Below are 22313 nucleotides of genomic sequence, written 5' to 3' on the forward strand. Positions count from 1 at the left end.
AGATGTTAGACTTTAGATATTAGAATTAATTTCACTATCAATTCTCAATCTAGTTTCACAAAAATAATGATTATAAAATAAATGTAAATTTAATTCTGAATTAATTACAATATAATCTTTATAAACAAAAAAATCTCACCTTGCGATGAGATTATATATATTAAAATAGAAATACTGATTATTATTGCGCGATTCTTTTAAAAGTATACGTTGTAGACTTGTATATAGTAGGATCTGTAGTGTCTTCAATTTTCAGATTTAAAGTTTCAGCGTTCAGCAAAGTCACTTTACCTTTATCTGAAACCACAGTTCCCTGATATTTGATTTCGAAGTTTTTCTCAGAAGCATTATAAATATACGTGAAGTTACGCTCAGAAGTTGTGCTACAAGTTGGCGTTATTGTACCCGCCATATCTTTGTTGGTTCTTTTACCAGAAGAATTTTCATTAAAAACCCATCTTCCTTCTTTCTGACAGTCTGTATAAACTATTTCATCAGAAAATCCGGATCCGTCAGCGGGAACCTGCGTTCTTACTTCTTTTGTTGGAGACCAGGTTCCTACAAGAGGAAATACCTGTTCTGGTGCGTCGTCGTCGTTACATCCTGTAAAAGCTAATAATGATAATCCTGCAAATAATGCTAATTTCTTCATAGATCAAATTTTTCAAGCGTTAAAATTATGATTTTTTTTAAAAATTCAATCATTTTTTTTGAATTTTGATATATAATTTCCAATTCATTGAAAATTCCCCTAATAAAACTGATTACCAAAAACCTTATATTTGCAAAAAAACACGTGCCTGAAGTTTCCATCATTACCCCTTGCTATAATTCTTCTCTTTTTTTAGAAGAAACGATCAGCTCGGTAATGAATCAATCTTTTACCGATTGGGAATGGCTCATTACAGACGACCAGTCAACAGATAAATCAGTTGAAATCATTCAAAAACATCAAGATCCGCGAATAAAGTTAATTATTGCTGCAAAAAACGGTGGCGCAGGCCATGCAAGAAATCTTTCTTTACAAAAAGCTTCCGGAAGATTTATCACCTTCCTTGATGCTGATGATTTTTGGGAACCTAATTTTCTTGAAGAAATGGTCAATTTTATGAAGCTTGAAAATGCAGAAATTGCCTATTCTAATTACGCTAGATGTGACGAAAATTTACTTCCAAAGCTTGAAGATTTTAAAGCCGACAAAGAAGTTACTTTCAACAATTTACTTAAAACCTGCAGACTTTCACTTCTCTCATCGATGTACGATTCACAAAGAGTCGGAAAAGAGTATTTCCCGGAAGGAAGCAAAAGAGAAGATCATGTAATGTGGCTCAATTTATTAAAGAAAATCCCGTCAGGAAAGCCACTTCCAAAAACAATGGCAAAATATAGAATGCACGAAAACAGTATCTCAAGAAAAAAACAGAATATCATCAAAGATCAATATCTTGTTTATAAAGACTTCATGAGATTTTCTACATTAAAATCATTGTACTACACCGCAAACTGGGCATTAAACGGATTTATAAAGTATTCGAAAATATTTAATTAATGGAGTATTCTAAAGAATTTAAAGCCGCTTTGAGCCAGCTTTCACCAGCAGAAAAAGACCGTTTAATTTTCAGATTACTGAGAAAAGACGAAATTTTATCTAAAAAATTATATTTTGAATTGATTGATGAAGAAACTGTTGATCAAAAGCGTGATGCAATGGAAGAATTGATTAAAGAAAAAGTAGAATATGCTTCTAAATATATCAGCAATCAAAAATATTTTATTGTACTTATCAGGAAAATAAGTGCACAAATTACCGAACATGTAAAGGTAACGACAGATAAATTCGGTGACATTAGTTTAAATCTTTTATTGATCAATGAAATACTGGAAAGCAACGAAAAACTGAGCCGACAGAAATTCAATGACGTCTACAAACTTTATCTATACATGATTAATAAAATAGTAAAAGCATTAGCCTTAACTAAAAAATTAGATGAAGATTATTGGATGGAAATTGATGAGTACCTTTCAATTGCGTACGATAAAATTACTGCTAATATTTATCTTGAAAAACTTTTTATCAATAACGGAATAGATTTTAACTGGCTCAATGCCGATAGAATTCCGGATCATTTTGATTTGATCATTAAAGATATTAAGAATCAAGGCTTTTTAAAGTGATAAAATTTTCTGAAGAATAAGTTCTGAAGAATTAGGTTGCTTCGTAACAAATTGTTCTGCATTTTCAGACATTTCCAAGAGCATCTTTTCATTTTTAAATAGATCCAAAACAAAATAAGCTGCTGACTTTTCATCTTCAAAAGACTTCCCGCCTTTAGCTAAAATTAAATTGTCTGCTTCAGGGTTTTTCTTATAATGATTTCCAAAAATTACAGGAACACCGAAAGTTGCTGCTTCCAGAATATTATGAAGTCCCGCCTCGTGAAAACCTCCACCTACAATAGCCACATCAGCGTAAGAATAAAGTTTTGACAATAACCCGATACTGTCGATGATCAATGTTTGAGAGTCTGAGGGTTGGAGAGTTGGAGAGGATTCCAATTCGCTGTATAAAATCGCTGAAGGAAAGATTTGTTTTAAATTTTCTACTCTTTTTAGGTCGTGTGGAGCAATTATTATTTTTAAATCCTTATTTTTTTCGGAGATCATTTTGGCAATTTTTTCTTCCGCCTGCCATGAACTACCAAAAACAATTGCCTTTTTATCACTGATAAATTCTTCAACGAAATCGACATGATTATCACGAAGTCTTAATTGTTTTACTCTGTCGAATCTGGTATCTCCGGTTACCGAAGATTTTAGTAGACCAATATTTTTAGCCAAAACATATGAGTGCTGCGTCTGATGAAAAAACCATGTTATATTTTGTTTCAGCTGTTTTACAAACCACTTTCCATACGTTGTGAAGAAAGACTGTCTTTCATAAAACAATGCAGAAATCACAAAAGTTTTTACATTTTTACATTTAAGCTCAGCCAGAAGATTATACCAATAATCATATTTTACAGTGAAAAACAATTCACAGTCAAAATGAGAAACAAATTCTTTTACGGTGCTTTCTTTATCGAAAGGAAGATAACAAACAGCATCTGCAATATGTTTTTTCTTGACCACATTTTCATAGCCCGATGGCGAAAAGAATGTGATCAGAATTTTATGATTCGGAAAGTTTTTTTTCAGTTTTTCTAAAACTGGAAGTCCCTGTTCGTATTCTCCAAGACTTGCAGCGTGCATCCACAAGACTTTATCTGATGCTGAAAAAGCTGATTTTACAATATCTAAAGATCGCTTTCTACCTTCAACTCCTTTTTTAGTTTTATCATTAAACAACGATAAAACTTTCATTCCGAAAATGAGAAGATTTACAAATATGGTGTATAAAATAGCCATAGATTATTTATAAATATATGCAGAAATAAGCGCAACCATTAAGCTTATAAAAATAACCGGAAGCACAATTAAAATAGGAACTCTCGCTTTTGAATCTGCATTAAAGCTATATCTGATCATATAATCCTGAATATTTAAAAACAATAAAAGAATTAAAAACAAAAGCCATTTTACAAACAGTGTCATAATAAAATACTGAATTTCATAATTCGCTTTTGTAATTTCTACAGGATAATTGGCACTTTCAAGATATTGATTAAGAAAAGTTAAAAGTATAAATATACCCAAACCAATAGCAGGCATGAAGAATGCGTATTTCTTGCTCCCAAAATGATCAGGTTTTCCTTGAAAATCAAAATGAGTAGGAATTTTTTCCGGAAGCTTTTTATATATTCTTAAAGTAAATATCCACAAAAGCAGAATCAATACTAAATTCAAAATATCAAAAACAGTAAAAATAATGCCTTCCATAACAGGTTTAAATAATGCTTCTAATTACTCTAAGTTTGTGAGTATGTTTATTCATTTCTTTATTAAAAATCCCACTAGAATCTAGTGTATCTATTCTCACTTTTCCGGAAGCATGAATGATTTTTTGATTGTCGAGCATAATTCCCACGTGAATAATTTTGCCTTCAGAATTTTCAAAAAAAGCTAAATCGCCCGGCTGGCTTTCTTCTACGAAACTCAACGCTTCACCTACTTCCGCCTGTTGATAAGTATCTCTGGGCACTTTTATATTGTGAATTTTAAAAACTAACTGTACAAAACCCGAACAGTCAACTGCAAAAAAACTTTTCCCACCCCACAAATATGGGATATTCAGGAATTCTTTTGCCGTTAAAGCAATACTTTCGCGCAAATCATGACTTCTTCTTGATGCAACAGCGGGAAACTCCACTTCAGAGCCCATCGACAAAAGCGTTTTTCCCTCAAGCGTCATTACCGAAGAAAAATCTTCAGTAATCATCGTAACTTTTCTGTTGGCAAGATATTCTTCAGTGACAGGTTTTATTTGTTTGGTATCCATCCAGCCTTCATAGCCGTCGTAGTGCATTTTTATTTTCGTCCAGTTTTTATTTACTTCCAAAATATCTGCACTTTCACCATACAAAATTTCGGTAACGATTTCCGCTCTATCCGAATTTTCGGCACGAACAGGCGCAACGGTAACGATACAAATTCCTTTATCCATCAATTTATATTAAGGTTATAGGTTGAGGTTGAGGCTGAGAAAAATACGCTGTAAAAATCTTAACCTTAAACTCAGCCTTATTTTATTTCCTTCTTAAGAAGTTTACTCCGTCACGCAAAGGTAGAATAAGATTTTCAAAATCTTCATCTTTTGCCGCCAAATCATTAAGCTCTTTAATGACCTGTGTAGATCTTTGTTTAGGATTTTCTTCCAGAACTTTCCCGTACCAAAGTACATTATCAAACAAAATTACTGAGCCCGATTTTGTTTTTGGTTTTATTAATCTGAAATATTCAGCATAATTTTCTTTGTCAGCATCAATAAAAATCAGATCAAAAACCTCATCGGTATTGCGCAGAAATTCTTTTGCATCCTGAATCTTAAAATTAATCTGATTTGAAAATTCACTTTCAGAGAAATATTTTCTTGGCAGATAAGCCAAATCTTCATTCACATCAAGTGTAGTGATCTTTCCGTCTGAATACAGACCTTCTGCAAGACAAAGTGTAGCATATCCTGTAAAAGTTCCTATTTCTAAAACATTTTTAGGATTCAGCATTTTTGAAACAATCGTTAAAAGTCTTCCCTGCTGATAACCGGAAATCATATGCGGCTGAGTGGTTTTCTGAAAAGTTTCTCTTCTTAATTTTTTTAGAATTTCAGGCTCGGAAGAAGCATGATTTTCCAGGTATCGATCCATTTCGGGATTTTTTTCTTCAAAAAAACTCATTTTTTTTTATTTGTTCAAATTTAATTAAAATAATTCTGTGTCTTAAATGAAAATATAAACTCTCAAAAAATATCCGTGAAAATACGGATTGTTTTATTGATGACACACCGATAACTTTGTGGTACTGCAAAATAGAGAAAGAGGTAAAAATACTCGAATGAAGATGATGAAAACAAATTTGTTACCCGCAAATGGCAAAGATTACACGATTACGAAGCCATCTGCAAGAAATAATTCCCGAAAAAGAAAACGCAGTTTTATCTTGAACCAGATTATAAAGCTTCTGAAAAAAGAAGATGTAGTTTGAAAACAAAAAAAATTCCGATAATCACTTATCGGAATTTTAATTTAAATTTTATCTTATTACTTTTTAGGAGTAATATCCATTAATTTCATAAACTCATCCAGCTTAGGCATGATGATAATTTCAGTTCTTCTGTTTTCAGATCTTCCCGAAACACTCATGTTTGTAGCTTTAGGATTGTATTCAGAACGCCCACCTGCTGTAATTCTTGCAGGATCTACCCCAAATTGAGTCTGTAATATTTTAGCAATCGCCGTTCCTCTCAATGCAGAAAGATCCCAGTTGTCTCTCGGTAAATTTGCAGAGCTCAATGGCGCGTTATCTGTGTTACCTTCAATCAATACAGAATATTTATCGTAATCGTTGATTACTTTTGCCACTTTACCCAAAACTTCCTGAGCTGCAGGCAAAACATTGTAATCACCCGTTTTGTACAATAATTTATCTGACAATGAAATCATCACAACACCTTTAAGAACTTTTACCTGAACATCCTGATCAGCCATGTTATCCAAAGATCTTTTCAGCTTGTTTGATAAAGCTAAATTTAAACTGTCGTTTTTCGCATTTGCAGAAATCAATTGCTTGATATAAGAATTTGATGCATTGATCTCACCAACCAATTTATCAATATTCGATGAGCTTTTTCCGGTATTTGAAAGACAAGCATCCAAAGACGATTTCAAAGCATCGTGTTGACTTTTTAATAAGTTATTTTCCGCCGTCAATGTAGAATTCTGACCTTTCAGATCCTGAATTTCACGTTGTCTCTCTCCAATATTTTCAATACACTGTTTGTAGTTGCCACTTAGGGCATCATACTGCTTCTTACTTACGCAAGATGTCATTCCTAACACCACTGCTGAAGCTACTAAAATTTTAAAAATCTTCATAAATAAACTTTTTAAACGATTTCAAAGGTAACAAAATTCATTTTAATAAATAGGATTATCTTTGTACAAAAGAAATTCTGAGCATTATGCTTACACAATCCGCATTCGAAAAACAGCTTCAAAATCTCATTCGATTATCAGAGAACCAAACCTATCTTTTGGCGATAAGCGGAGGCGCAGATTCTATGGTTTTGGCTTATCTGTTTAATGAGTTAAGGAATGCGGAGATAAAATTTCAGATTGCACACATTAATTATAAACTTCGTGGCGAAGATTCTGATTCTGATCAGAAAGTTGTGGAAGATTTCTGCAAAAAGAATGATATTAAATTTCATTTATATGAAGTTTCCGAAAATGATAAGCAGCCAGAAAATTCTATTCAACTTTGGGCTCGTGAACTTCGTTATCGGTTCTTCCGCGAAATTCAGGCAAAAGAAAATCTAGATTTTTTGGTAACCGCTCATCATCTGAATGATCAGTTGGAAACTTTTATTATTAATCTTTCAAAAGCTTCGGGTATTAATGGCTTAAGCGGAATTCCTGCAAAGGAAAATAATATTTTAAGACCGTTGCTGAATTTTTCAAAAGACGAAATTTATCAATTTGCTAAAGAAAACAATATTGTATTCCGTGAAGATCTTTCCAATAAAAAAAATGATTATCTGAGAAATAAGATCAGGAATGAAATCGTCCCTAAACTTTCTGAAACCAACGATCAGTTTTTAGAAAACTTTAAAAAAAGTATTTCGCATCTTAATCAAACCAAAGATTTTGTACACAAACAAATTGAGATCATAGAAAAAGACCTTTCTGTATTTAACAAAGAGCACAAAATTCTATCAAAAGAAAAGCTGGCTCAGGAAAGCGATTTCGTACAATTTGAGATTTTAAAAAAATACGGTTTTAAGCGAACGGAAGAAATTCAGAAAATTTTCTCGGCAGAAAACGGAAGTTCTTTTTTTTCAGAATATTATCATTTAACTGTCGATAGAGAAGGTTTAATTTTAAAATTAAAAATCCTTTCACAAAAAATTGACCCTGAAATAATTTTACTTGAAAATTTTGATTTTCATCAAGATCAAATAATGATCGATCTGAAAAGTTATATTGATGATAATAAGTCTTTCAATTGGGTTTTTGACACAGATAAACTTCATTTCCCTCTATATTTAAGGAAACAAAAAAATGGCGATGAATTTTATCCTTCAGGCTTTTCCGGAAAAAAGAAGGTTTCTAAGTTTTTCAGGGATGAAAAATTATCTGCTTTAGCTAAAGAAAAAATATGGGTTTTGTGCGACACCGAAGATCAGATTTTAGGAATCGTTCCGCTAAGACAAGATCGCAGATTTGAGGCAGAAGCCAACACTCAAAAAACAACAACAGTACAATGGACAGAAGAACAACAAATTCTTTAGCCATAGAAGATTTCAAAAAAAACAGCAATGTAGCATTCGGTATATTGTACCAGAACTATTTTGTTTATGTAAAAAAATACATTCTTAATAACAAAGGAAAATCTGAGGACGCAGAAGATATTTTTCAGGATTCGCTGCTTATTCTTTACGAAAAACTACATAGCGATAATTTTGAAGCGTACACTTGTTTAGGTAATTACATTGTAGGAATTTCTAAGAACCTTTGGCTGAAAAGACTAAAAAACAGGAATTTTTACATAGAATTTCCGGATACTTATTTCATAGAAAACCAACAAGAAATTAATTCTGCCATCGAAAACGAAAAATATTATTGGGAAAAGCTGACGGGATATATTAAAGCCATTTCTTCACATTGTCAAAATTTAATTCAGGATATTTTTGTGCAAAACAAAAGCATTGAAGAGATTCAGGATAAATATCAATACTCCAGCAAGCACAATGCCCAAAACCAAAAATACAAATGTATTGAGCAAATCAGGAAGATAAAAAACGATAACGCTCATTAAAAATTTAACACTGAAAATCAATTACTTATAAATAACCTTTCATCGCACGGGTGATTTTTTACTTTTCTGAGGAACTTAAGTATAAATCTCATTTATGTTTAAAACAATTTTATACAGTGTATTTCTGTTACTTGGAATTGCTATTCAGGCGCAAAGTACAAAAGGAATTAATTTTCAAAAATTAAATCTCGAAGAAGCTAAAAATCTTGCAAAAAAAGAAAACAAGCTTATTTTCATCGATGTATATACGACTTGGTGCGGGCCTTGTAAACTCATGAAAAAAAATACTTTCACAGATAATAAAGTGGGAGAACTTTTCAATAAAAACTTCATCAGCCTGGCGGTGGATGCCGAAAAAGAAGGTATTGGCCTTGCAAAAGAATTCAAGATTGTCAATTATCCTTCGTTCCTGTTTTTAGATAAAGAAGGGAAATTAGTGCAATATGATTTCGGATATTACAATGCAACACAGTTTTTGCAGATAGGAAGCAGCATCCTTCAAAAAAGAATGTCACAAAACGACACGAAGTCAATCGATCAGGTAAAAGGAAAAATGGTAGGCGAAAAAGTAGAAAATTTTACAGCGAAAGATCAATTGGGAAAATCATTTTCTTTACCAGCTCAAAAACAGAAAATCATTTTGGTTTTCATTCGCGGACAATGGTGCCCTTACTGCAACAAATACGTAAAAGAACTTCAGGATCTTTCTCCGGAACTGAAATCTAAAAACACAAGACTGGTCATCGTTTCTCCCGAAAAACCGGAATTCATAAAGAAAACTATTGAAAAAACAGGAACGCCATACACCGTTTTATATGACGAAGATTATAAAATCGCACAAGCTTTTGATGTTTTATACACCCCAAATAAAGAGACTTTAGATTTTTATAATTCAAAAATAAAAAATGATTTTACAGAAAGTCGATCTGATCATTCCGGAAGACTTCCGGTTTCTGCAACTTTCATTATTAATGAAAACAAAGAAATTTCCTGGAGACATTTTAATCCTGATTATAAAGAAAGAGCTTCCTTGGAAGATATCCTTAAACAACTATAAACTTTAGTTTAAAATAATTTAAATCTACACAAATGAAAAATCAATATTTCTATAGTTTTTGCTTTCTTTTGTTTGCAATGGCTACAAGCTCATTACAAGCTCAAGGGTGCAGCGACGCCGGATTTTGTACCGTAAACAGTTTAAAACCACACCAGAATGATTCTATTTCCTTGCAAAAAAATCAGTTGAAAATAGGTTTTTCTGTCGGGAAAGCAGATAACGACATTACCGCTTACGGTCAGTACGCAGAATACAACAGACAAATAAATTCTAAGTTTGGCATCAATGCAAAAGTAACCGCGCTTTCACAAACGGGAAATGATATAAGTACTTTTGGGTTATCAGATGTTTATTTGAGTACGAATTATCGTTTAAATAAAAATGTAAGTTTTACTTTGGGAACAAAAATTCCTTTAACAGACGGAAATAAGTCTAAAAACGGAAATGCTTTACCGATGGATTATCAAGCCAGCTTAGGAACTTTTGATCTTATCGTTGGAGCAGGATATCAGATTAAAAAACTACAGTTGGTCGCTGCTTTACAACAGCCACTGACTCAAAACAACAATCAGTTTGTTGTCGAAAATTATTCAGCAAATTCTCCGTTGAGAAGCTTTCAGACAACCAAAGACTTTAAGCGTAGTGGTGACGTTTTACTTAGAGTATCTTATCCTTTTAAAATTACTGACAAACTTCAGATTACTCCCGGCTTACTGAATATTTACCATCTTTCTAACGATCAGTTTACCGATATGTTTGGAACAGAAAGAGAGATTGATGGTTCTGAAGGCTTAACGGTTAACGGAAATCTGTTTTTCGATTATAATCTGAATGAAACTCATGCTTTGCAACTCACTTTGGGAGCTCCATTTGTCATACGTGACGTAAGACCTGATGGTTTAACACGAAGTTTTATCGCCAATCTGGAATACAGTTTTAAGTTTTAAATCAAATCTTAGTAAAAAGCTTTATTTTTGTAGAATTCATTTAATTAAAAATACCTTTATCATATGCGGTCAAATGCTATTCTGAAAATCCTCACATTTACTTTTCTATTGCTATTTGTAGGAATTTCAGCACAAATAAAAAATCCCGTAAAATTCAAATTCACCGTTAACGAATTGGGCAACAATCAGTATGAAGCTGTTTTGAATGCAACGTTAGAAAGCGGATGGCACATTTATTCGAGAGACATCCCGGAAGACACGGGAATTCCAACAGAATATGTTGTTTCAGGGAAAAATATAGAACTGATTGGAAAATTTCAGGAAGTAGGAAAAAAACATGAAGAATTTTCTGAAGCTTTTGGCGGAACGATTATTTACTATTCCAACGCTGCCGGTTTTAAGCAAAAATTTAAATTAAAAGATCCCACAAAAGCTGGAGAAGTCGTTGCTGAAATCACTTATCAGACTTGCGACGACAGAGTTTGTCTTGCTCCGAATACTTTAGAATTCAACAAAAAAATTACTCCAACCGGAGTGACAGAAGAAGCTGTAGCTGATGATAAAACAAAAATTACAATAGATTCTATAAAAGCTGTTGAAACCCTTGTACAAAACCCTGCGAAAGGAGATTCTGCAGTTGCGGAGGCTTCAAAACTGGATCCTAAACAATTAAAAATAGCTTCTATTGACATCGCAAAACCTTTAACAGATTGCGGTACAGGATCATCAAAAATTACTGAAAATTATTGGACGTATCTTTTATTAGGTTTCGTTGGAGGTTTAATAGCTTTGTTGACGCCATGCGTCTTCCCGATGATTCCATTAACGGTTTCTTTCTTTACAAAAGGGAACAAAAATCCGGCAAAAGGGAAAAGAGATGCTTTGGTTTATGGTTTTTTCATTCTTTTGATTTTTGTTTTATTGAGTCTTCCTTTCCATTTAATTGATGGAATTGCCGGAAATATCTTCAACGAAATTTCTACCAACGTTTGGCTGAATATCGTATTCTTTATCATCTTTATTTTCTTTGCAGGAAGTTTCTTCGGGTATTACGATATTACATTACCAAGCTCAATTGCCAACAAATCTTCGAAAGCGGAAGAAGCGGGCGGAATGATCGGCATTTTCTTTATGGCTTTAACTTTGGTAATTGTCTCTTTCTCTTGTACAGGTCCTATTTTGGGAAGTTTATTGGGAAGCGCAATTACAGGTTCGGCAAACGTTCCGATGTTGTTGACATTTGCTTTGGCTGGTTTCGGATTGGCTTGGGCGATTGTTTTCGGATTATTGGCGTTATTCCCGCAGGCTTTACAAAGTCTTCCAAAATCGGGAGGCTGGATGAATACAGTGAAAGTAGTTTTAGGTTTTGTAGAATTGGCTTTAGCTTTAAAATTCTTATCAAAAGCAGATTTAGTTTCTAAAACTTTCTTAATTAAAAGAGAACTTTTCATTGCAATCTGGATTGTAGTTGCGATTGGATTGGTTATCTATTTATTCGGATTAATAAGATTCCCGCACGACGATAAGAAGCCGAAAATTTCTGTTGCAAGAAAGATCATCGGAGTTTTAGGAATTGGTTTTGTGATCTATTTAATTCAGGGTTTAATTCCTGCCGAAAGACCAAAACTATCATTATTAAGCGGAATTTTGCCTCCTTTGAATGTAAGTTATTTCCATGACGAAAAAGACGGAATTCTAGGAATGCATCCTGAACATGATTTCTTTAAAGCTATTGAACTGGCCAAAAAAGAAAACAAACCTATTCTACTAGACTTTACAGGTTACGGTTGTGAAAACTGCAGAAAAATGGAGGAATTCGTTTGGAGCGAACCGGATATCTTACCAATTCTTCAGAACGACGTCGTACTTGCTTCTCTTTACGTGGACGACAAAGAAGAGCTTCCTGAAGATCAAAAAACCAAAATTGATTTAGGAGACGGGCAGGTAAAGAAAGTGAAAACAATTGGTGACAGATGGAGTTTATTCCAAACCGCTAATTTTAATAATAATTCGCAGCCTCATTACGTTCTTTTGACTCCGGATGGAAAAGTAATCAATACTCCGGTTTCAGGTTACATGGAAAAAGAAAAATTTAAAAAATTCCTGGAATGTGGAGTAAATTATTTTAAGAATAACAAATAAAACATTCAATTATAAAATTAAGCCTTATCAATTCATTTTGATAAGGCTTTTTTAATGAAAACAACAGGCAATTGCCAAAACAAGAGTTAATTTTAATAATTTAACATTAAATTGAAAATTTAGGTATAAACTTTGCATCGAATCATTTTAAAGTGAAATAAAATTTCATTGATTTTAAAATTTTGTTCAACATTTAAAAAACTGAATTATGGCTGAAGTTATTACAAAAGAAAAATCCGGAGGCAAACAAAACAAGAAACCCATTAAAATCGATATGACTCCGATGGTCGATTTAAATTTTTTATTATTGATGTTTTTCATGTTTACATCAAGTTTTTCAAAACCTAATGTAATGGATTTGGGTTTGCCAGCAAAAGGAACTGATGCTCCAGTTGGTCAAATAGGAGATCAAAATCAAATTACGTTTATCATTGGAGAAAACAACCGTATTTTTTATCATCAAAGCAATGAAAAAGACCTTACAGAAGCAGGTTTAAAAGAAACAGACTACAACGGTCTCAATGTTTCAAAAATAATCTCTAAGGCGTATGAAAAAGCTCCTAAAAAAGAAAACTTCACAATCATTGTAAAGCCGGCTGATGATGCGAATTACAAAAATTTTGTAGACATGATGGATAATATTTCAATTTCTAAAAAAGAAAGATATGGAATAAGCGACATCAAACCTTGGGAAAAGAAAGTTTACGAAAACGTAATAAAATAACACTTTGAAGCAATATAACTTCATAGTTTAAAGTAACTTATTTCTATCTTTTCGCCACGAATGCACAAATCTTATTCATAAAACAATTGTATATTCGTGGCGAATAAATTTTTAAAACCTGAGAGCATTTTTATAATGCTCTTTTTTTATATAAATTTGAGCATAAAAATTTCAAACCTTGATGAAAAACATCTTAATTTTAGCCGGAATCGGAATCCTAAGCTTTTCATGCTCAAAAAAAGAAACTACAGAAGTTAACGACAAAGTTGACAGCACAAAAATTGTAGACTCCATCAATGCCGCAAGAACAAAATTGAACGACAGCATTAAAGCTAAAAATAGTGAAAACCGTTTTAGAGATTTCAGTGGAAACCACAAATTCACCTATCAGAATGACAGTTCATCTAAATATTCAGGATCTGTAAAGTTTACAAAAATTGAAGGCGAAAGAGACAATTATAATGTTGCTGGAAGCATTAAATCCGGAAGCAATTCGGTTACCATTACTGGCTTTATGCAGGTAGTTTCTGCAAAGCACATGAATTTCACCGGAGAAATCACTCAAAAAATACCTGAAAACGACAACGGAAAACCCTACACAAGAAAAGGAACTAAAACGTTTGCATCTAAAGATGGCGGAAAAACATACAGACTTCAGGATATGATAAATGGTTCGGGATTTGTAGATTATATCGACATTCAATATTAAAAATCTTACGGTATGCTCAATTTTGAAAAAAAAGGACAAGGAAAAGAGACATTGGTTCTGCTTCATGGTTTTATGGAAAACATTTCAATCTGGAGTGACCTTGAAAAAAATCTTTCAAAAGACTTTACTTTACTGAAAATAGACCTTCCCGGACATGGAAAGTCGGATATTTTAGCCGAAGTTCACACGATGGAAATGATGGCGGAAGAAGTAAAAAAAGTTTTAGATCATCAAAATTTAAAAAATATACATTTGCTCGGTCATTCAATGGGCGGTTACGTTTCTTTGGCATTTGCCGAGCATTTTTCTGATTATTTAAAAAGTTTAACTCTATTTTTCTCTACTTATTTTCCCGATGATGCGGAGAAAAAAGAACAGCGTAAAAAAAGTTACAGAGTGATAAAAGATGCTTTTGCGCATTACGCAAGAGTAGGAATTCCCAATTTGTTTAATCCTAATGAAATAGATGTTCTGGAAGGAAAAATAGAAATAGCTCTGGAAGTTGCCCTTTCAACCAATAATCTTGGAGCTTTAGCCTGCGTAAAAGGAATGGTGGAAAGAACAGACAAAAAACATGTTTTAGAAAATCTGGAATGCCGGATTTTAGTTCTTGCCGGAAAACACGATAATGCCGTAAAAACGGAAAACACGATCAAAAATCTTCCTGACCGCACTAATATCAAATCTTACGTTCTCGACTGCGGACATAATGGACACTGGGAAAAACCTTCTATCTGTGCCGAAATTATCAATACCGAGCTCTTGCATCATTTACCCAAAAAACTGGTTCTTTAAGGATCATGATCAATCTTAAAATTTTTAATATATAAAACCATATCTTAGTAAGGTTTAAATTTTTCAATGAATTTATTTTCTTTCAAAAAAAAGAAACCCATTATAGGACTTACACTTTCCGGAGGCGGAATGCGCGGAATTGCCCATATTGCTGTTCTAAAAGCATTGGAGGAATATGACCTTAAACCTGATATAATCTCAGGAACAAGCGCCGGATCTATAGTTGGAGCATTCTACTCATTTGGAAAGACGCCTGATGAAATGATGGAGATTGTAAAGCAAACCACATTTTTCTCACGTTCTTATCTGAAGCTTTCCAGAAACGGGATTTTTAGTTCAAAATTTATTCTTAAACTTTTTAATGATCATTTTCCGGAAGATGATTTTAAGATCTTGAAAATTCCCGTGTATGTTACCGCTACAGAAATGACTCACGGCATTGTTGATTTTTTCTCTGAAGGAGAGCTTTTCGGTCCGCTTCTAGCCTCTTCAAGCGTACCTTTTGTATTGCCTCCTGTAAAAATTGGAGAAAAAATTTATGTTGATGGCGGAGTTTTAGACAATCTTCCGATAGAACCAATTGTCGATAAATGTGACTTCCTGATCGGCTCCCATGTGAATTCTATCAGCTACGACGGGTTAGAAAACATGAGTTTAATGAAAGAATTTGACCGTATTTTACATTTAGCCATTGCAAAATCTGTTTACTCCAAAGCAAGTCATTGCGACATATTTTTAGACCCTCCAAAAATGACGAAATTCAGTTTATTCAACAAAAAATTTCTGGATGTCATGTTTCAGGAAGTGTATGAATACACCTGCAATGATCTTGAGGAAAGAGGGTACAAAAAGTTATAAGTTTTGAATTATTAGTTATGAGTTTGCAACTAACTAACTAACTAACTAACTAACTAACTAACTAACTAACTAACTAACTAACTACAAATTCTCTTCAGCAATTCTGCTTTTAAAAGTTTCAATCGTATCTGGTAAAGACGCCATTGATTTTCCACCTGCTGCATTGATGTGACCGCCACCGCTGAAATATTTTCTTGAAAACTGATTTACATCCACATCATCTTTACTTCTGAAAGAAATTTTAATAAAGTCCTCATAAAGATCCTCCATGAAAAACGCAGCCATTTTTACTCCGACAATACTTAATCCGTAATTTACAAAACCTTCCGTATCGCCTTTCTGGAAACCATATTCCTGAAGTTCTTTTCTCGTAAGATATAAAACCGCAACTTTCCCGTCGTTCACCACTTCTATTCTTCCTAAAATCAAGGCTAATAAATGCAAACGTGAAACGGTATTCGTATCCCAGGTACTTGAGGTAATTACAGACGGATCTGCGCCTTTTTCAATTAAATTAGCCACAATTCTATGCGTAGTCGCACTTGTAGAACGGAAACGGAAACCACCTGTATCAGTCATAATTCCGGTATAAAGACATTCTGCAATCTCTTTATTGACTAATTTTTCTTCATCCATTGCTTCTATAAAATGATAAATCATCTGACAAGTTGCAGGAATAATAGTATCTGAATAGACAAAATCGAAATCTTCGGGTTGCTGATGGTGATCGATAAGAATTTTCTTTGCTTTCGCTCTCATTAGCCAATCGCCCAAAATTCCGATTCTCGAAGGAGAATTAAAGTCAAGACAGAAAATGACATCGGCTTCATTAATAATATCAAAAGCTACTTTTCTTTTGTATTCACCAATAATATTTTTCTTTGCTTCCGGCATCCATTTCAGGAATTTTGGAAAATCGTTGGGAACCACAACTTCAGCCTCCAGACCTTTTGCTTTTAAGTAATGTTTTAAGCCTAAACTAGAGCCAATAGCATCTCCATCCGGATTGTAATGGGTAAGAATAACAATTTTATTTTCCGGTACAAGAAGCTGATTGATGTCTAAAAGTTCTGAAGGTGTAAACATTTTCTATAAATTTGAGTTTGCAAAGATAAAGGTTTTTAATCTACACGACATTTACAAATTTCTCAACATTTTCATTATTTTACGATAAACATTACCTACATTCACCAATCTTAATAAAAAAACACAACACAATCCACCAACTAATGATGAAAATTCAAAATTCCAGGATTCAGCTATTCTTTTATACAAATATTCGGTTAGTAAACTAACATTTAGTAATTATTATTTTTCAGCTTAAGTTGAAAAATGCATTTTAAAATTTAGCTAATATACATGTGATTCCAGCACAATATTATATTATTTCATACAATTTAATTCACACCATTCTATTATGATACAATCCCTTACAATTATTCTACTTTTATTTTTCAACAACATATATTCCCAAAATTTCCAAGGTTTTGTATACAATGAGAGATTATCAGGCCTTGAAGATGTAAATATCAGTATTGAAAATGAAATCATATCAAAAACAGATAAAAAAGGACACTTCGTTTTATACAAGCCCAAACAGTCAGAAAGAATTTCTTTTAGTAAACCAGGCTATTTAACGAAAGAAATATCGGTAAAGGATTTACAAGAAAAAAATTACAAAATAGTATTAGAAGAAGTACACGACATTGAAACTGTAACATTCAATGAAAAAGACTATAAAAAAATAAAGTATGATTTCGCTTTAAAAAAACAGGCAAACATTAGGTTTATCCCTTCTCCTAATTGGGAAATGGGTTTGAAATTTAAAAATGATCTAGAAAAAAAAGGTATTGTGAGCACCCTAACTTTATTTTTACACAAAACAGAATCTGATGTAAAAAATACAGATGTAGAAATAAATTTTTATACTGTAGATTCATTGACAGGCAAGCCTTATATCTTACTCAATAAAAACAAAATCATCTATACACCTACAAGCAAGAGCAGAAAACATGCAGTTATAAATGTTGAAAAACTTAAAATCCCATTCCCTCTAAATGGCATTTTTGTAAGTATTAAATGGCTCCCAAATGAATCAAATGACAGGAAAGTAGGACCTTCTATAAGATTAACCACATCTTCTGAGGAAGAACTTACATATAATCGATATAATAATAAAAAATGGAGTTTAAAAGGTGGGCAAAACCATCGAACTAAAAACTTTGTCAACGTGATGATGGGATTAGAAGTTTATATAAAAAAAACGAAGAATGAGTAAAAAATTTTTATACACTATTATAGCAATATTGATTTTTATAATTGTCGGATTTGTTACTCATGAAACAACAACTACTTTAATTATGAAAAAGAAAGAAGACGGTACTACCGTTGATTTTGGAATATTAAAGAAAAAAAATACTATATCTAAAAACTATTCTTTCAAATATATCAACCAAATGCATGATACTCTAAAAGTTTACGGTGTACTTGATGGATGCGATTGTACAACAAGCAAAGTAAAAGAAGGACTTTACTCAAAAAATGACACCATTATTGTAGAAACCAACTATAATCCTAGTAAATACAAGGACAAAGGTCTTATAGTAAAGCAAATCTTTTTAGTAACTAATAAAACCATTTCAAAATATGATACAATTTATCCATTTACTCTTAAAGGTATTGTTGAATAATTTTCAAAAAAAAGAAAGGTAATATTTGTATCTATTAAAAAAATTAATATCTTTGCAACCTGAAAATTAATAGATAATTACGACTTAAACATATAGTAATGAGTAAAAGAACATTCCAGCCATCAGAAAGAAAGAAAAGAAACAAACACGGTTTCAGAGAAAGAATGTCTACGCCAAACGGAAGAAGAGTTTTGGCAGCTAGAAGAGCTAAAGGCAGAAAAAGCCTTACAGTAAGTTCTGCAAGAGCTAAGAGATAATATTCTTTAGTCAAAAATATACAGATCATGCTTGAAAAGTACTTTTTCAGGCATTTTTTGTTGTTAAAATATATTAATTTTTAGGTTTATAGAATATCTTTTTTTATTTTTAAAATCTGAAAAAAGCGCTTTTCTGAAAAGCCTATAAAATTTGAATTTATGCCACATACAAATATCACCGGAGACAGTATTGTAAGTCTGCAACACGCAAAGATTGCTCAAAAAAGTTTCACGGTACTTTCTGACGTTAACCTTAATATAAAGAAAGGAAGGTTCTGCTATCTTATCGGAAAAACAGGTTCAGGGAAAAGTTCTCTTTTGAAGACTCTTTACGGACACATTCCGTTGGTTGCAGGAAAAGCTGAAGTGGTAGGCTTTGATCTGGCAAAATTAAAAGCGTCTGATGTTCCAAATCTCAGAAGAAAACTTGGGATTGTTTTCCAGGATTTCCAATTGCTTTCTGACAGAACAGTTGAGAAAAACTTAAAATTCGTTTTGGAAGCTACCGGATGGAGCGATAAAACAAAAATTGATGACCGTATCAATGAAGTTCTTTCCAGTGTTAACATGAAGGGCAAAAAACATAAAATGCCGCACGAATTATCGGGTGGAGAGCAGCAGCGTATCGCAATTGCAAGAGCACTTTTGAATCATCCTGACTTAATTTTAGCTGATGAGCCGACAGGAAATTTAGATCCTGAAACTTCTAATGAAATTATGACACTTCTGAAAAAAGTAGCTGAAGACAATCACGCCGCTGTTGTAATGGCAACGCACGATTATCATATGATTCAGAATTTTCCGGGAGAAGCAATAAGATGTGAAGATGGAAAGGTTTCTGTGCTAGATACGGCAGAATTGTTTGAATAAATTATAAGATTTAGAAATTACTAACTTCTATCATCTAATTTCCAACTTCTTTTTTAAAGACATGAAACTCTTTGGTGAGTTCAAGATATTGGTCCGAGTATTGTCTCGGACTTTTTTCTATAATAAGCTCAGATTCTATTATTTCTTTTTTGTTTAAAGAAAATTCCATCACCAATCGTTTTGCTTTTGAACTTTCAATTCCTTTGATATTGACTTGCCGAACCAAAAACAATTTGTTTTTATGAGCTGATTGTATAAAATCATTTCCAGCTTCAAACGGAATAACTACAGATAAAATGCCATTTTCAGAAAGTAATTCTGAGGATTTTGAAATCAACTGCAGGAAATTAAGCTCAACAGTCTGGCGCGCCAATTTATCTTTTCCCGAATCAGATTCTTCAAAATAAGGCGGATTTGAAACAACTAAATCATATTTTTCATCAGTTTGAAATGCTTTGAAATCCTGACAAATATTTTTTAACCTTAAATGAAATGGAGAATTCTTAAAATTATTTTGGGTAAGATTAGCAGCTTCTTCATTAATGTCAATTCCTAAAAAAACTGCTTTAGAATTTCTTTGAGCCAGCATTAATGAAATCAAGCCCGTTCCGGTTCCTATTTCCAAAACCTTTGAAGCGTTTTGAACATTTGCCAAAGCCCCCAACAAAACACCATCCGTTCCTACACGAAATACGTCTTTTGACTGCTCAATTTCGAACTGTTTAAACCTAAAAGACTTCACTATAAATTAGTTGGTAGCGTGATGATAAATGTGGAGCCTTTTCCAACTTTTGACTTTACAGAAATTTCCCCTTTGTAGTCTTCAATCATTTTCCTTACCATTGATAAACCAAGCCCCATTCCACTGTTTTTAGACGTGAAATTTGGCTCAAAAATTCTTTCGTACATATCTTCGGGAATTCCGACTCCGTTATCCTGAACCGATATCATAACTCTTCTTTGATGCTGCTCGATATCAACATTTACCAGCAAATCTCTATCATCACTTTTAGCCTGCTTGGCATTGGTTACCAAATTCGTAATAATTCTGGAAAGAAAAACACGATCGATCGTGATCATGATATTGCTTTTATTCGCATGCACAAATATCTGATCGTCGTTGAAAACTCTCAGAATATCTTCTATCTCATTATTAAGATTAATAACTTCATTATTTTTTTCGGGAAGCTTTGCAAATTCTGAGAAAGCTGAAGCCACTGTTGCAATAACATCGATTTGATCTACCATTGTTTTGCTCATCTGCTTCACTCTTTCTGTGACGTTTGGATCTTGTGGATCAAATTTTCTTTCAAAATTCTGAATGGTCAATTTCATGGGAGTCAGCGGGTTTTTAACCTCATGCGCTACCTGTTTTGCCATTTCACGCCAAGCTTCTTCGGACGCCTTAAAACGAAGCCTCTCTTTCTGATCCTGAATCTGAAGAATCATCCTGTTATAAGCCCTAGCCAAAGCATTCAGTTCATCATTTTTATAATACTTGATAGGACGCATTTCATTCTCAAACAAAGTGATACGAGTAATCATATCAGAGAATTTTGTAATATTTTTTGCTAAATTATTTGAAGTCACCCAACTTAGCCAAATACTGAAGGCAATGATCACTAAATCTATTAAAAGAATATAAACGACATACTTGTGAAGCACCTCCATGTAAGCAGATTCGTTATGATACAAGGGAATGTAAATGATCCCGATTGGCTCCCACATATTATTCTTCAGAACGAGATACGAAGAAGTATATACCGCATCTTTGGAAGCATCGTAGCCACGCACATCGTACCGGGTTTCTTTTGAAAGTATCTTATTAACAATATCCAGAGGTACTTTCTTACGGTCGACCAGATTCAGATCTTTATTTGAAAGTAGATAATTTCCTTTCAGATCATAAATAATAATATCGTGTTGATTAATATCTGCAATCTCAAATATTTTATTTCCCAGCACCTTTCTAAGGTCTTCGGTTTGCACAGAACTACGGCTCAGAGCATAATCAAAATATGCCATTACCGCATTGGTTTTTTCCTGCATATCGATCTTGCTTTGTTGCAGCGCATTATTTCGCAACACAAAATAAGGAACAAGAGAAGATGCAGCAACACTTAAAAGACATATTAACAAGAATCCGAAAAACACCCGGTTTCTTAAACTATATCCTTTATATTTATTAAATGCCATTCTGCCTGCTGATTAATTTTGAAATGTATTTACCAATAATATCAAATTCAAGATTGACTTTATCGCCAACCTTAAGTGTATTCATATTGGTAAATTCCCAAGTGTATGGGATAATAGCTACAGAAAACTGAAAATCTTCGCTTTTAGCAACCGTCAAACTAATTCCGTTCATCGTGATAGAGCCTTGAGGAACTGTAACAAAATTACCTTCTGAATTATATTGTACAGTAACAAAATAGCTGCCATCTTTGTTTTCGATGCTCACAATTTCTCCGGTTTTGTCTACATGACCTTGCACAATATGTCCATCAAGCCTTCCATCCATCTTCATACAGCGCTCTAAATTGACCACGCTGCCCTGTTTCCATTTGCCTAAATTTGTTTTTTCTAAAGTTTCATTAATTGCAGTAACTACATATTGATCATTTTTAATCTCTACAACCGTCAAACAACAGCCATTATGTGCAAGACTTTGATCAATCTTTAATTCGTTTGTGAAAGGACAACTTAGTGTAAAGTCTATATTCGTTCCGTTTTCCTGTATTTTCTCAATAACTCCTACTGCTTCAATAATTCCTGTGAACATATTATTTTTTGCT

26 protein-coding genes are annotated in these 22313 nt (G+C 33.1%); 16 read left to right on the forward strand and 10 right to left on the reverse strand.

Annotated features, from left to right (window positions below):
• Window positions 1-181 precede the first annotated feature (181 nt).
• A complete protein-coding gene (locus tag OH814_RS15665; protein ID WP_076560275.1) occupies window positions 182-652 on the reverse strand; it encodes a lipocalin family protein in 471 nt (156 codons plus the stop codon).
• Window positions 653-796: 144 nt separating this feature from the next.
• On the opposite strand from OH814_RS15665, the gene OH814_RS15670 reads away from it, so the two are divergent.
• Both OH814_RS15670 and OH814_RS15675 read left to right on the forward strand, forming a co-directional pair.
• Window positions 797-1549, forward strand: a complete 753-nt coding sequence (locus tag OH814_RS15670; RefSeq protein WP_308828870.1) for a glycosyltransferase — start codon at window positions 797-799, stop codon at window positions 1547-1549.
• Window positions 1549-2175 carry a deoxyuridine 5'-triphosphate nucleotidohydrolase gene (locus OH814_RS15675; RefSeq protein WP_123886779.1) on the forward strand — a complete coding sequence of 209 codons (627 nt, stop codon included), beginning with the start codon at window positions 1549-1551 and terminating at the stop codon, window positions 2173-2175. The genes OH814_RS15670 and OH814_RS15675 overlap by 1 nt, the downstream gene beginning before the upstream one ends.
• Here OH814_RS15675 and OH814_RS15680 read toward each other — a convergent pair.
• The 4 genes from OH814_RS15680 to OH814_RS15695 form a co-directional block, all read right to left on the reverse strand.
• Complete coding sequence (locus tag OH814_RS15680) at window positions 2167-3405, reverse strand: glycosyltransferase N-terminal domain-containing protein (protein ID WP_308828804.1); 1239 nt, start codon at window positions 3403-3405, stop codon at window positions 2167-2169. The two genes, OH814_RS15675 and OH814_RS15680, sit on opposite strands and share 9 nt — an antisense overlap.
• 3 nt (window positions 3406-3408) lie before the next feature.
• Window positions 3409-3876 (reverse strand): DUF1648 domain-containing protein, encoded by a 468-nt coding sequence (locus OH814_RS15685; protein WP_308828805.1) that lies wholly within the window; start codon window positions 3874-3876, stop codon window positions 3409-3411.
• Window positions 3877-3883: 7 nt separating this feature from the next.
• Window positions 3884-4600 carry a C40 family peptidase gene (locus OH814_RS15690; protein WP_308828806.1) on the reverse strand — a complete coding sequence of 239 codons (717 nt, stop codon included), beginning with the start codon at window positions 4598-4600 and terminating at the stop codon, window positions 3884-3886.
• Between the two features lie 82 nt (window positions 4601-4682).
• The gene (locus tag OH814_RS15695; RefSeq protein ID WP_308828807.1) at window positions 4683-5330 is read right to left on the reverse strand and encodes an O-methyltransferase; all 648 of its coding nucleotides are present in this window, start codon (window positions 5328-5330) and stop codon (window positions 4683-4685) included.
• Window positions 5331-5496: 166 nt separating this feature from the next.
• Between OH814_RS15695 and OH814_RS15700 the strand changes: the two genes are divergently transcribed.
• Window positions 5497-5637, forward strand: a complete 141-nt coding sequence (locus OH814_RS15700) for a hypothetical protein (protein WP_308828808.1) — start codon at window positions 5497-5499, stop codon at window positions 5635-5637.
• Window positions 5638-5693: 56 nt separating this feature from the next.
• Here the strand turns inward: OH814_RS15700 and OH814_RS15705 are convergent, their stop codons facing one another.
• Complete coding sequence (locus OH814_RS15705; protein ID WP_076560291.1) at window positions 5694-6527, reverse strand: OmpA family protein; 834 nt, start codon at window positions 6525-6527, stop codon at window positions 5694-5696.
• Between the two features lie 86 nt (window positions 6528-6613).
• On the opposite strand from OH814_RS15705, the gene tilS reads away from it, so the two are divergent.
• The 9 genes from tilS to OH814_RS15750 all read left to right on the forward strand — a co-directional run bounded on the left by tilS (window position 6614) and on the right by OH814_RS15750 (window position 15701).
• Window positions 6614-7942 carry a tRNA lysidine(34) synthetase TilS gene (gene tilS / locus OH814_RS15710; protein ID WP_308828809.1) on the forward strand — a complete coding sequence of 443 codons (1329 nt, stop codon included), beginning with the start codon at window positions 6614-6616 and terminating at the stop codon, window positions 7940-7942.
• Window positions 7915-8469, forward strand: coding sequence for an RNA polymerase sigma factor (locus tag OH814_RS15715; protein ID WP_076560295.1), 555 nt, complete (start codon window positions 7915-7917; stop codon window positions 8467-8469). Before tilS ends, OH814_RS15715 begins: the two co-directional genes overlap by 28 nt.
• Before the next feature lie 94 nt (window positions 8470-8563).
• Window positions 8564-9526, forward strand: a complete 963-nt coding sequence (locus tag OH814_RS15720) for a redoxin domain-containing protein (RefSeq protein WP_308828810.1) — start codon at window positions 8564-8566, stop codon at window positions 9524-9526.
• Window positions 9527-9558: 32 nt separating this feature from the next.
• Complete coding sequence (locus tag OH814_RS15725) at window positions 9559-10473, forward strand: hypothetical protein (RefSeq protein ID WP_308828811.1); 915 nt, start codon at window positions 9559-9561, stop codon at window positions 10471-10473.
• A 63-nt stretch (window positions 10474-10536) separates the two neighbouring features.
• On the forward strand, window positions 10537-12615 hold the full coding sequence (locus OH814_RS15730) for a cytochrome c biogenesis protein CcdA (RefSeq protein ID WP_308828812.1): 2079 nt from the start codon (window positions 10537-10539) through the stop codon (window positions 12613-12615).
• Between the two features lie 208 nt (window positions 12616-12823).
• Window positions 12824-13339, forward strand: coding sequence for a biopolymer transporter ExbD (locus OH814_RS15735; RefSeq protein ID WP_308828813.1), 516 nt, complete (start codon window positions 12824-12826; stop codon window positions 13337-13339).
• A gap of 181 nt (window positions 13340-13520) precedes the next feature.
• Entirely contained in the window at window positions 13521-14048 is a 528-nt protein-coding gene (locus tag OH814_RS15740; RefSeq protein WP_308828814.1) for a hypothetical protein, read from the forward strand.
• A gap of 12 nt (window positions 14049-14060) precedes the next feature.
• The gene (locus OH814_RS15745; protein WP_123886769.1) at window positions 14061-14843 is read left to right on the forward strand and encodes an alpha/beta fold hydrolase; all 783 of its coding nucleotides are present in this window, start codon (window positions 14061-14063) and stop codon (window positions 14841-14843) included.
• A 66-nt stretch (window positions 14844-14909) separates the two neighbouring features.
• Window positions 14910-15701 (forward strand): patatin-like phospholipase family protein, encoded by a 792-nt coding sequence (locus OH814_RS15750; RefSeq protein WP_115621066.1) that lies wholly within the window; start codon window positions 14910-14912, stop codon window positions 15699-15701.
• An 81-nt stretch (window positions 15702-15782) separates the two neighbouring features.
• Here OH814_RS15750 and OH814_RS15755 read toward each other — a convergent pair whose 3' ends face one another.
• Complete coding sequence (locus OH814_RS15755; RefSeq protein WP_308828815.1) at window positions 15783-16787, reverse strand: bifunctional oligoribonuclease/PAP phosphatase NrnA; 1005 nt, start codon at window positions 16785-16787, stop codon at window positions 15783-15785.
• A 331-nt stretch (window positions 16788-17118) separates the two neighbouring features.
• Here OH814_RS15755 and OH814_RS15760 point away from each other — a divergent pair, with 331 nt between their 5' ends.
• The 4 genes from OH814_RS15760 to OH814_RS15775 all read left to right on the forward strand — a co-directional run bounded on the left by OH814_RS15760 (window position 17119) and on the right by OH814_RS15775 (window position 19518).
• The gene (locus OH814_RS15760; RefSeq protein ID WP_308828816.1) at window positions 17119-17979 is read left to right on the forward strand and encodes a hypothetical protein; all 861 of its coding nucleotides are present in this window, start codon (window positions 17119-17121) and stop codon (window positions 17977-17979) included.
• Window positions 17972-18391: a DUF1573 domain-containing protein gene (locus OH814_RS15765; protein ID WP_308828817.1), complete on the forward strand. Its 420-nt coding sequence runs from the start codon at window positions 17972-17974 to the stop codon at window positions 18389-18391. The genes OH814_RS15760 and OH814_RS15765 overlap by 8 nt, the downstream gene beginning before the upstream one ends.
• Before the next feature lie 98 nt (window positions 18392-18489).
• Window positions 18490-18648, forward strand: a complete 159-nt coding sequence (gene rpmH / locus OH814_RS15770; protein ID WP_034679005.1) for a 50S ribosomal protein L34 — start codon at window positions 18490-18492, stop codon at window positions 18646-18648.
• A 159-nt stretch (window positions 18649-18807) separates the two neighbouring features.
• Complete coding sequence (locus tag OH814_RS15775) at window positions 18808-19518, forward strand: cell division ATP-binding protein FtsE (protein ID WP_076560309.1); 711 nt, start codon at window positions 18808-18810, stop codon at window positions 19516-19518.
• A gap of 34 nt (window positions 19519-19552) precedes the next feature.
• Here OH814_RS15775 and OH814_RS15780 read toward each other — a convergent pair whose 3' ends face one another.
• From OH814_RS15780 to OH814_RS15790, 3 genes are read right to left on the reverse strand one after another with little or no spacing between them, the layout of a single operon-like run.
• On the reverse strand, window positions 19553-20260 hold the full coding sequence (locus tag OH814_RS15780) for a methyltransferase (protein ID WP_308828818.1): 708 nt from the start codon (window positions 20258-20260) through the stop codon (window positions 19553-19555).
• Entirely contained in the window at window positions 20260-21714 is a 1455-nt protein-coding gene (locus OH814_RS15785; protein ID WP_076560313.1) for a HAMP domain-containing sensor histidine kinase, read from the reverse strand. Before OH814_RS15785 ends, OH814_RS15780 begins: the two co-directional genes overlap by 1 nt.
• Entirely contained in the window at window positions 21704-22300 is a 597-nt protein-coding gene (locus OH814_RS15790; RefSeq protein WP_076560483.1) for a riboflavin synthase, read from the reverse strand. The genes OH814_RS15785 and OH814_RS15790 overlap by 11 nt, the downstream gene beginning before the upstream one ends.
• Between the last annotated feature and the right edge of the window lie 13 nt (window positions 22301-22313).

Origin of the sequence: Chryseobacterium sp. CFS15, assembly GCF_031118795.1 — a bacterium.
GTDB lineage: Bacteria > Bacteroidota > Bacteroidia > Flavobacteriales > Weeksellaceae > Chryseobacterium > Chryseobacterium indoltheticum.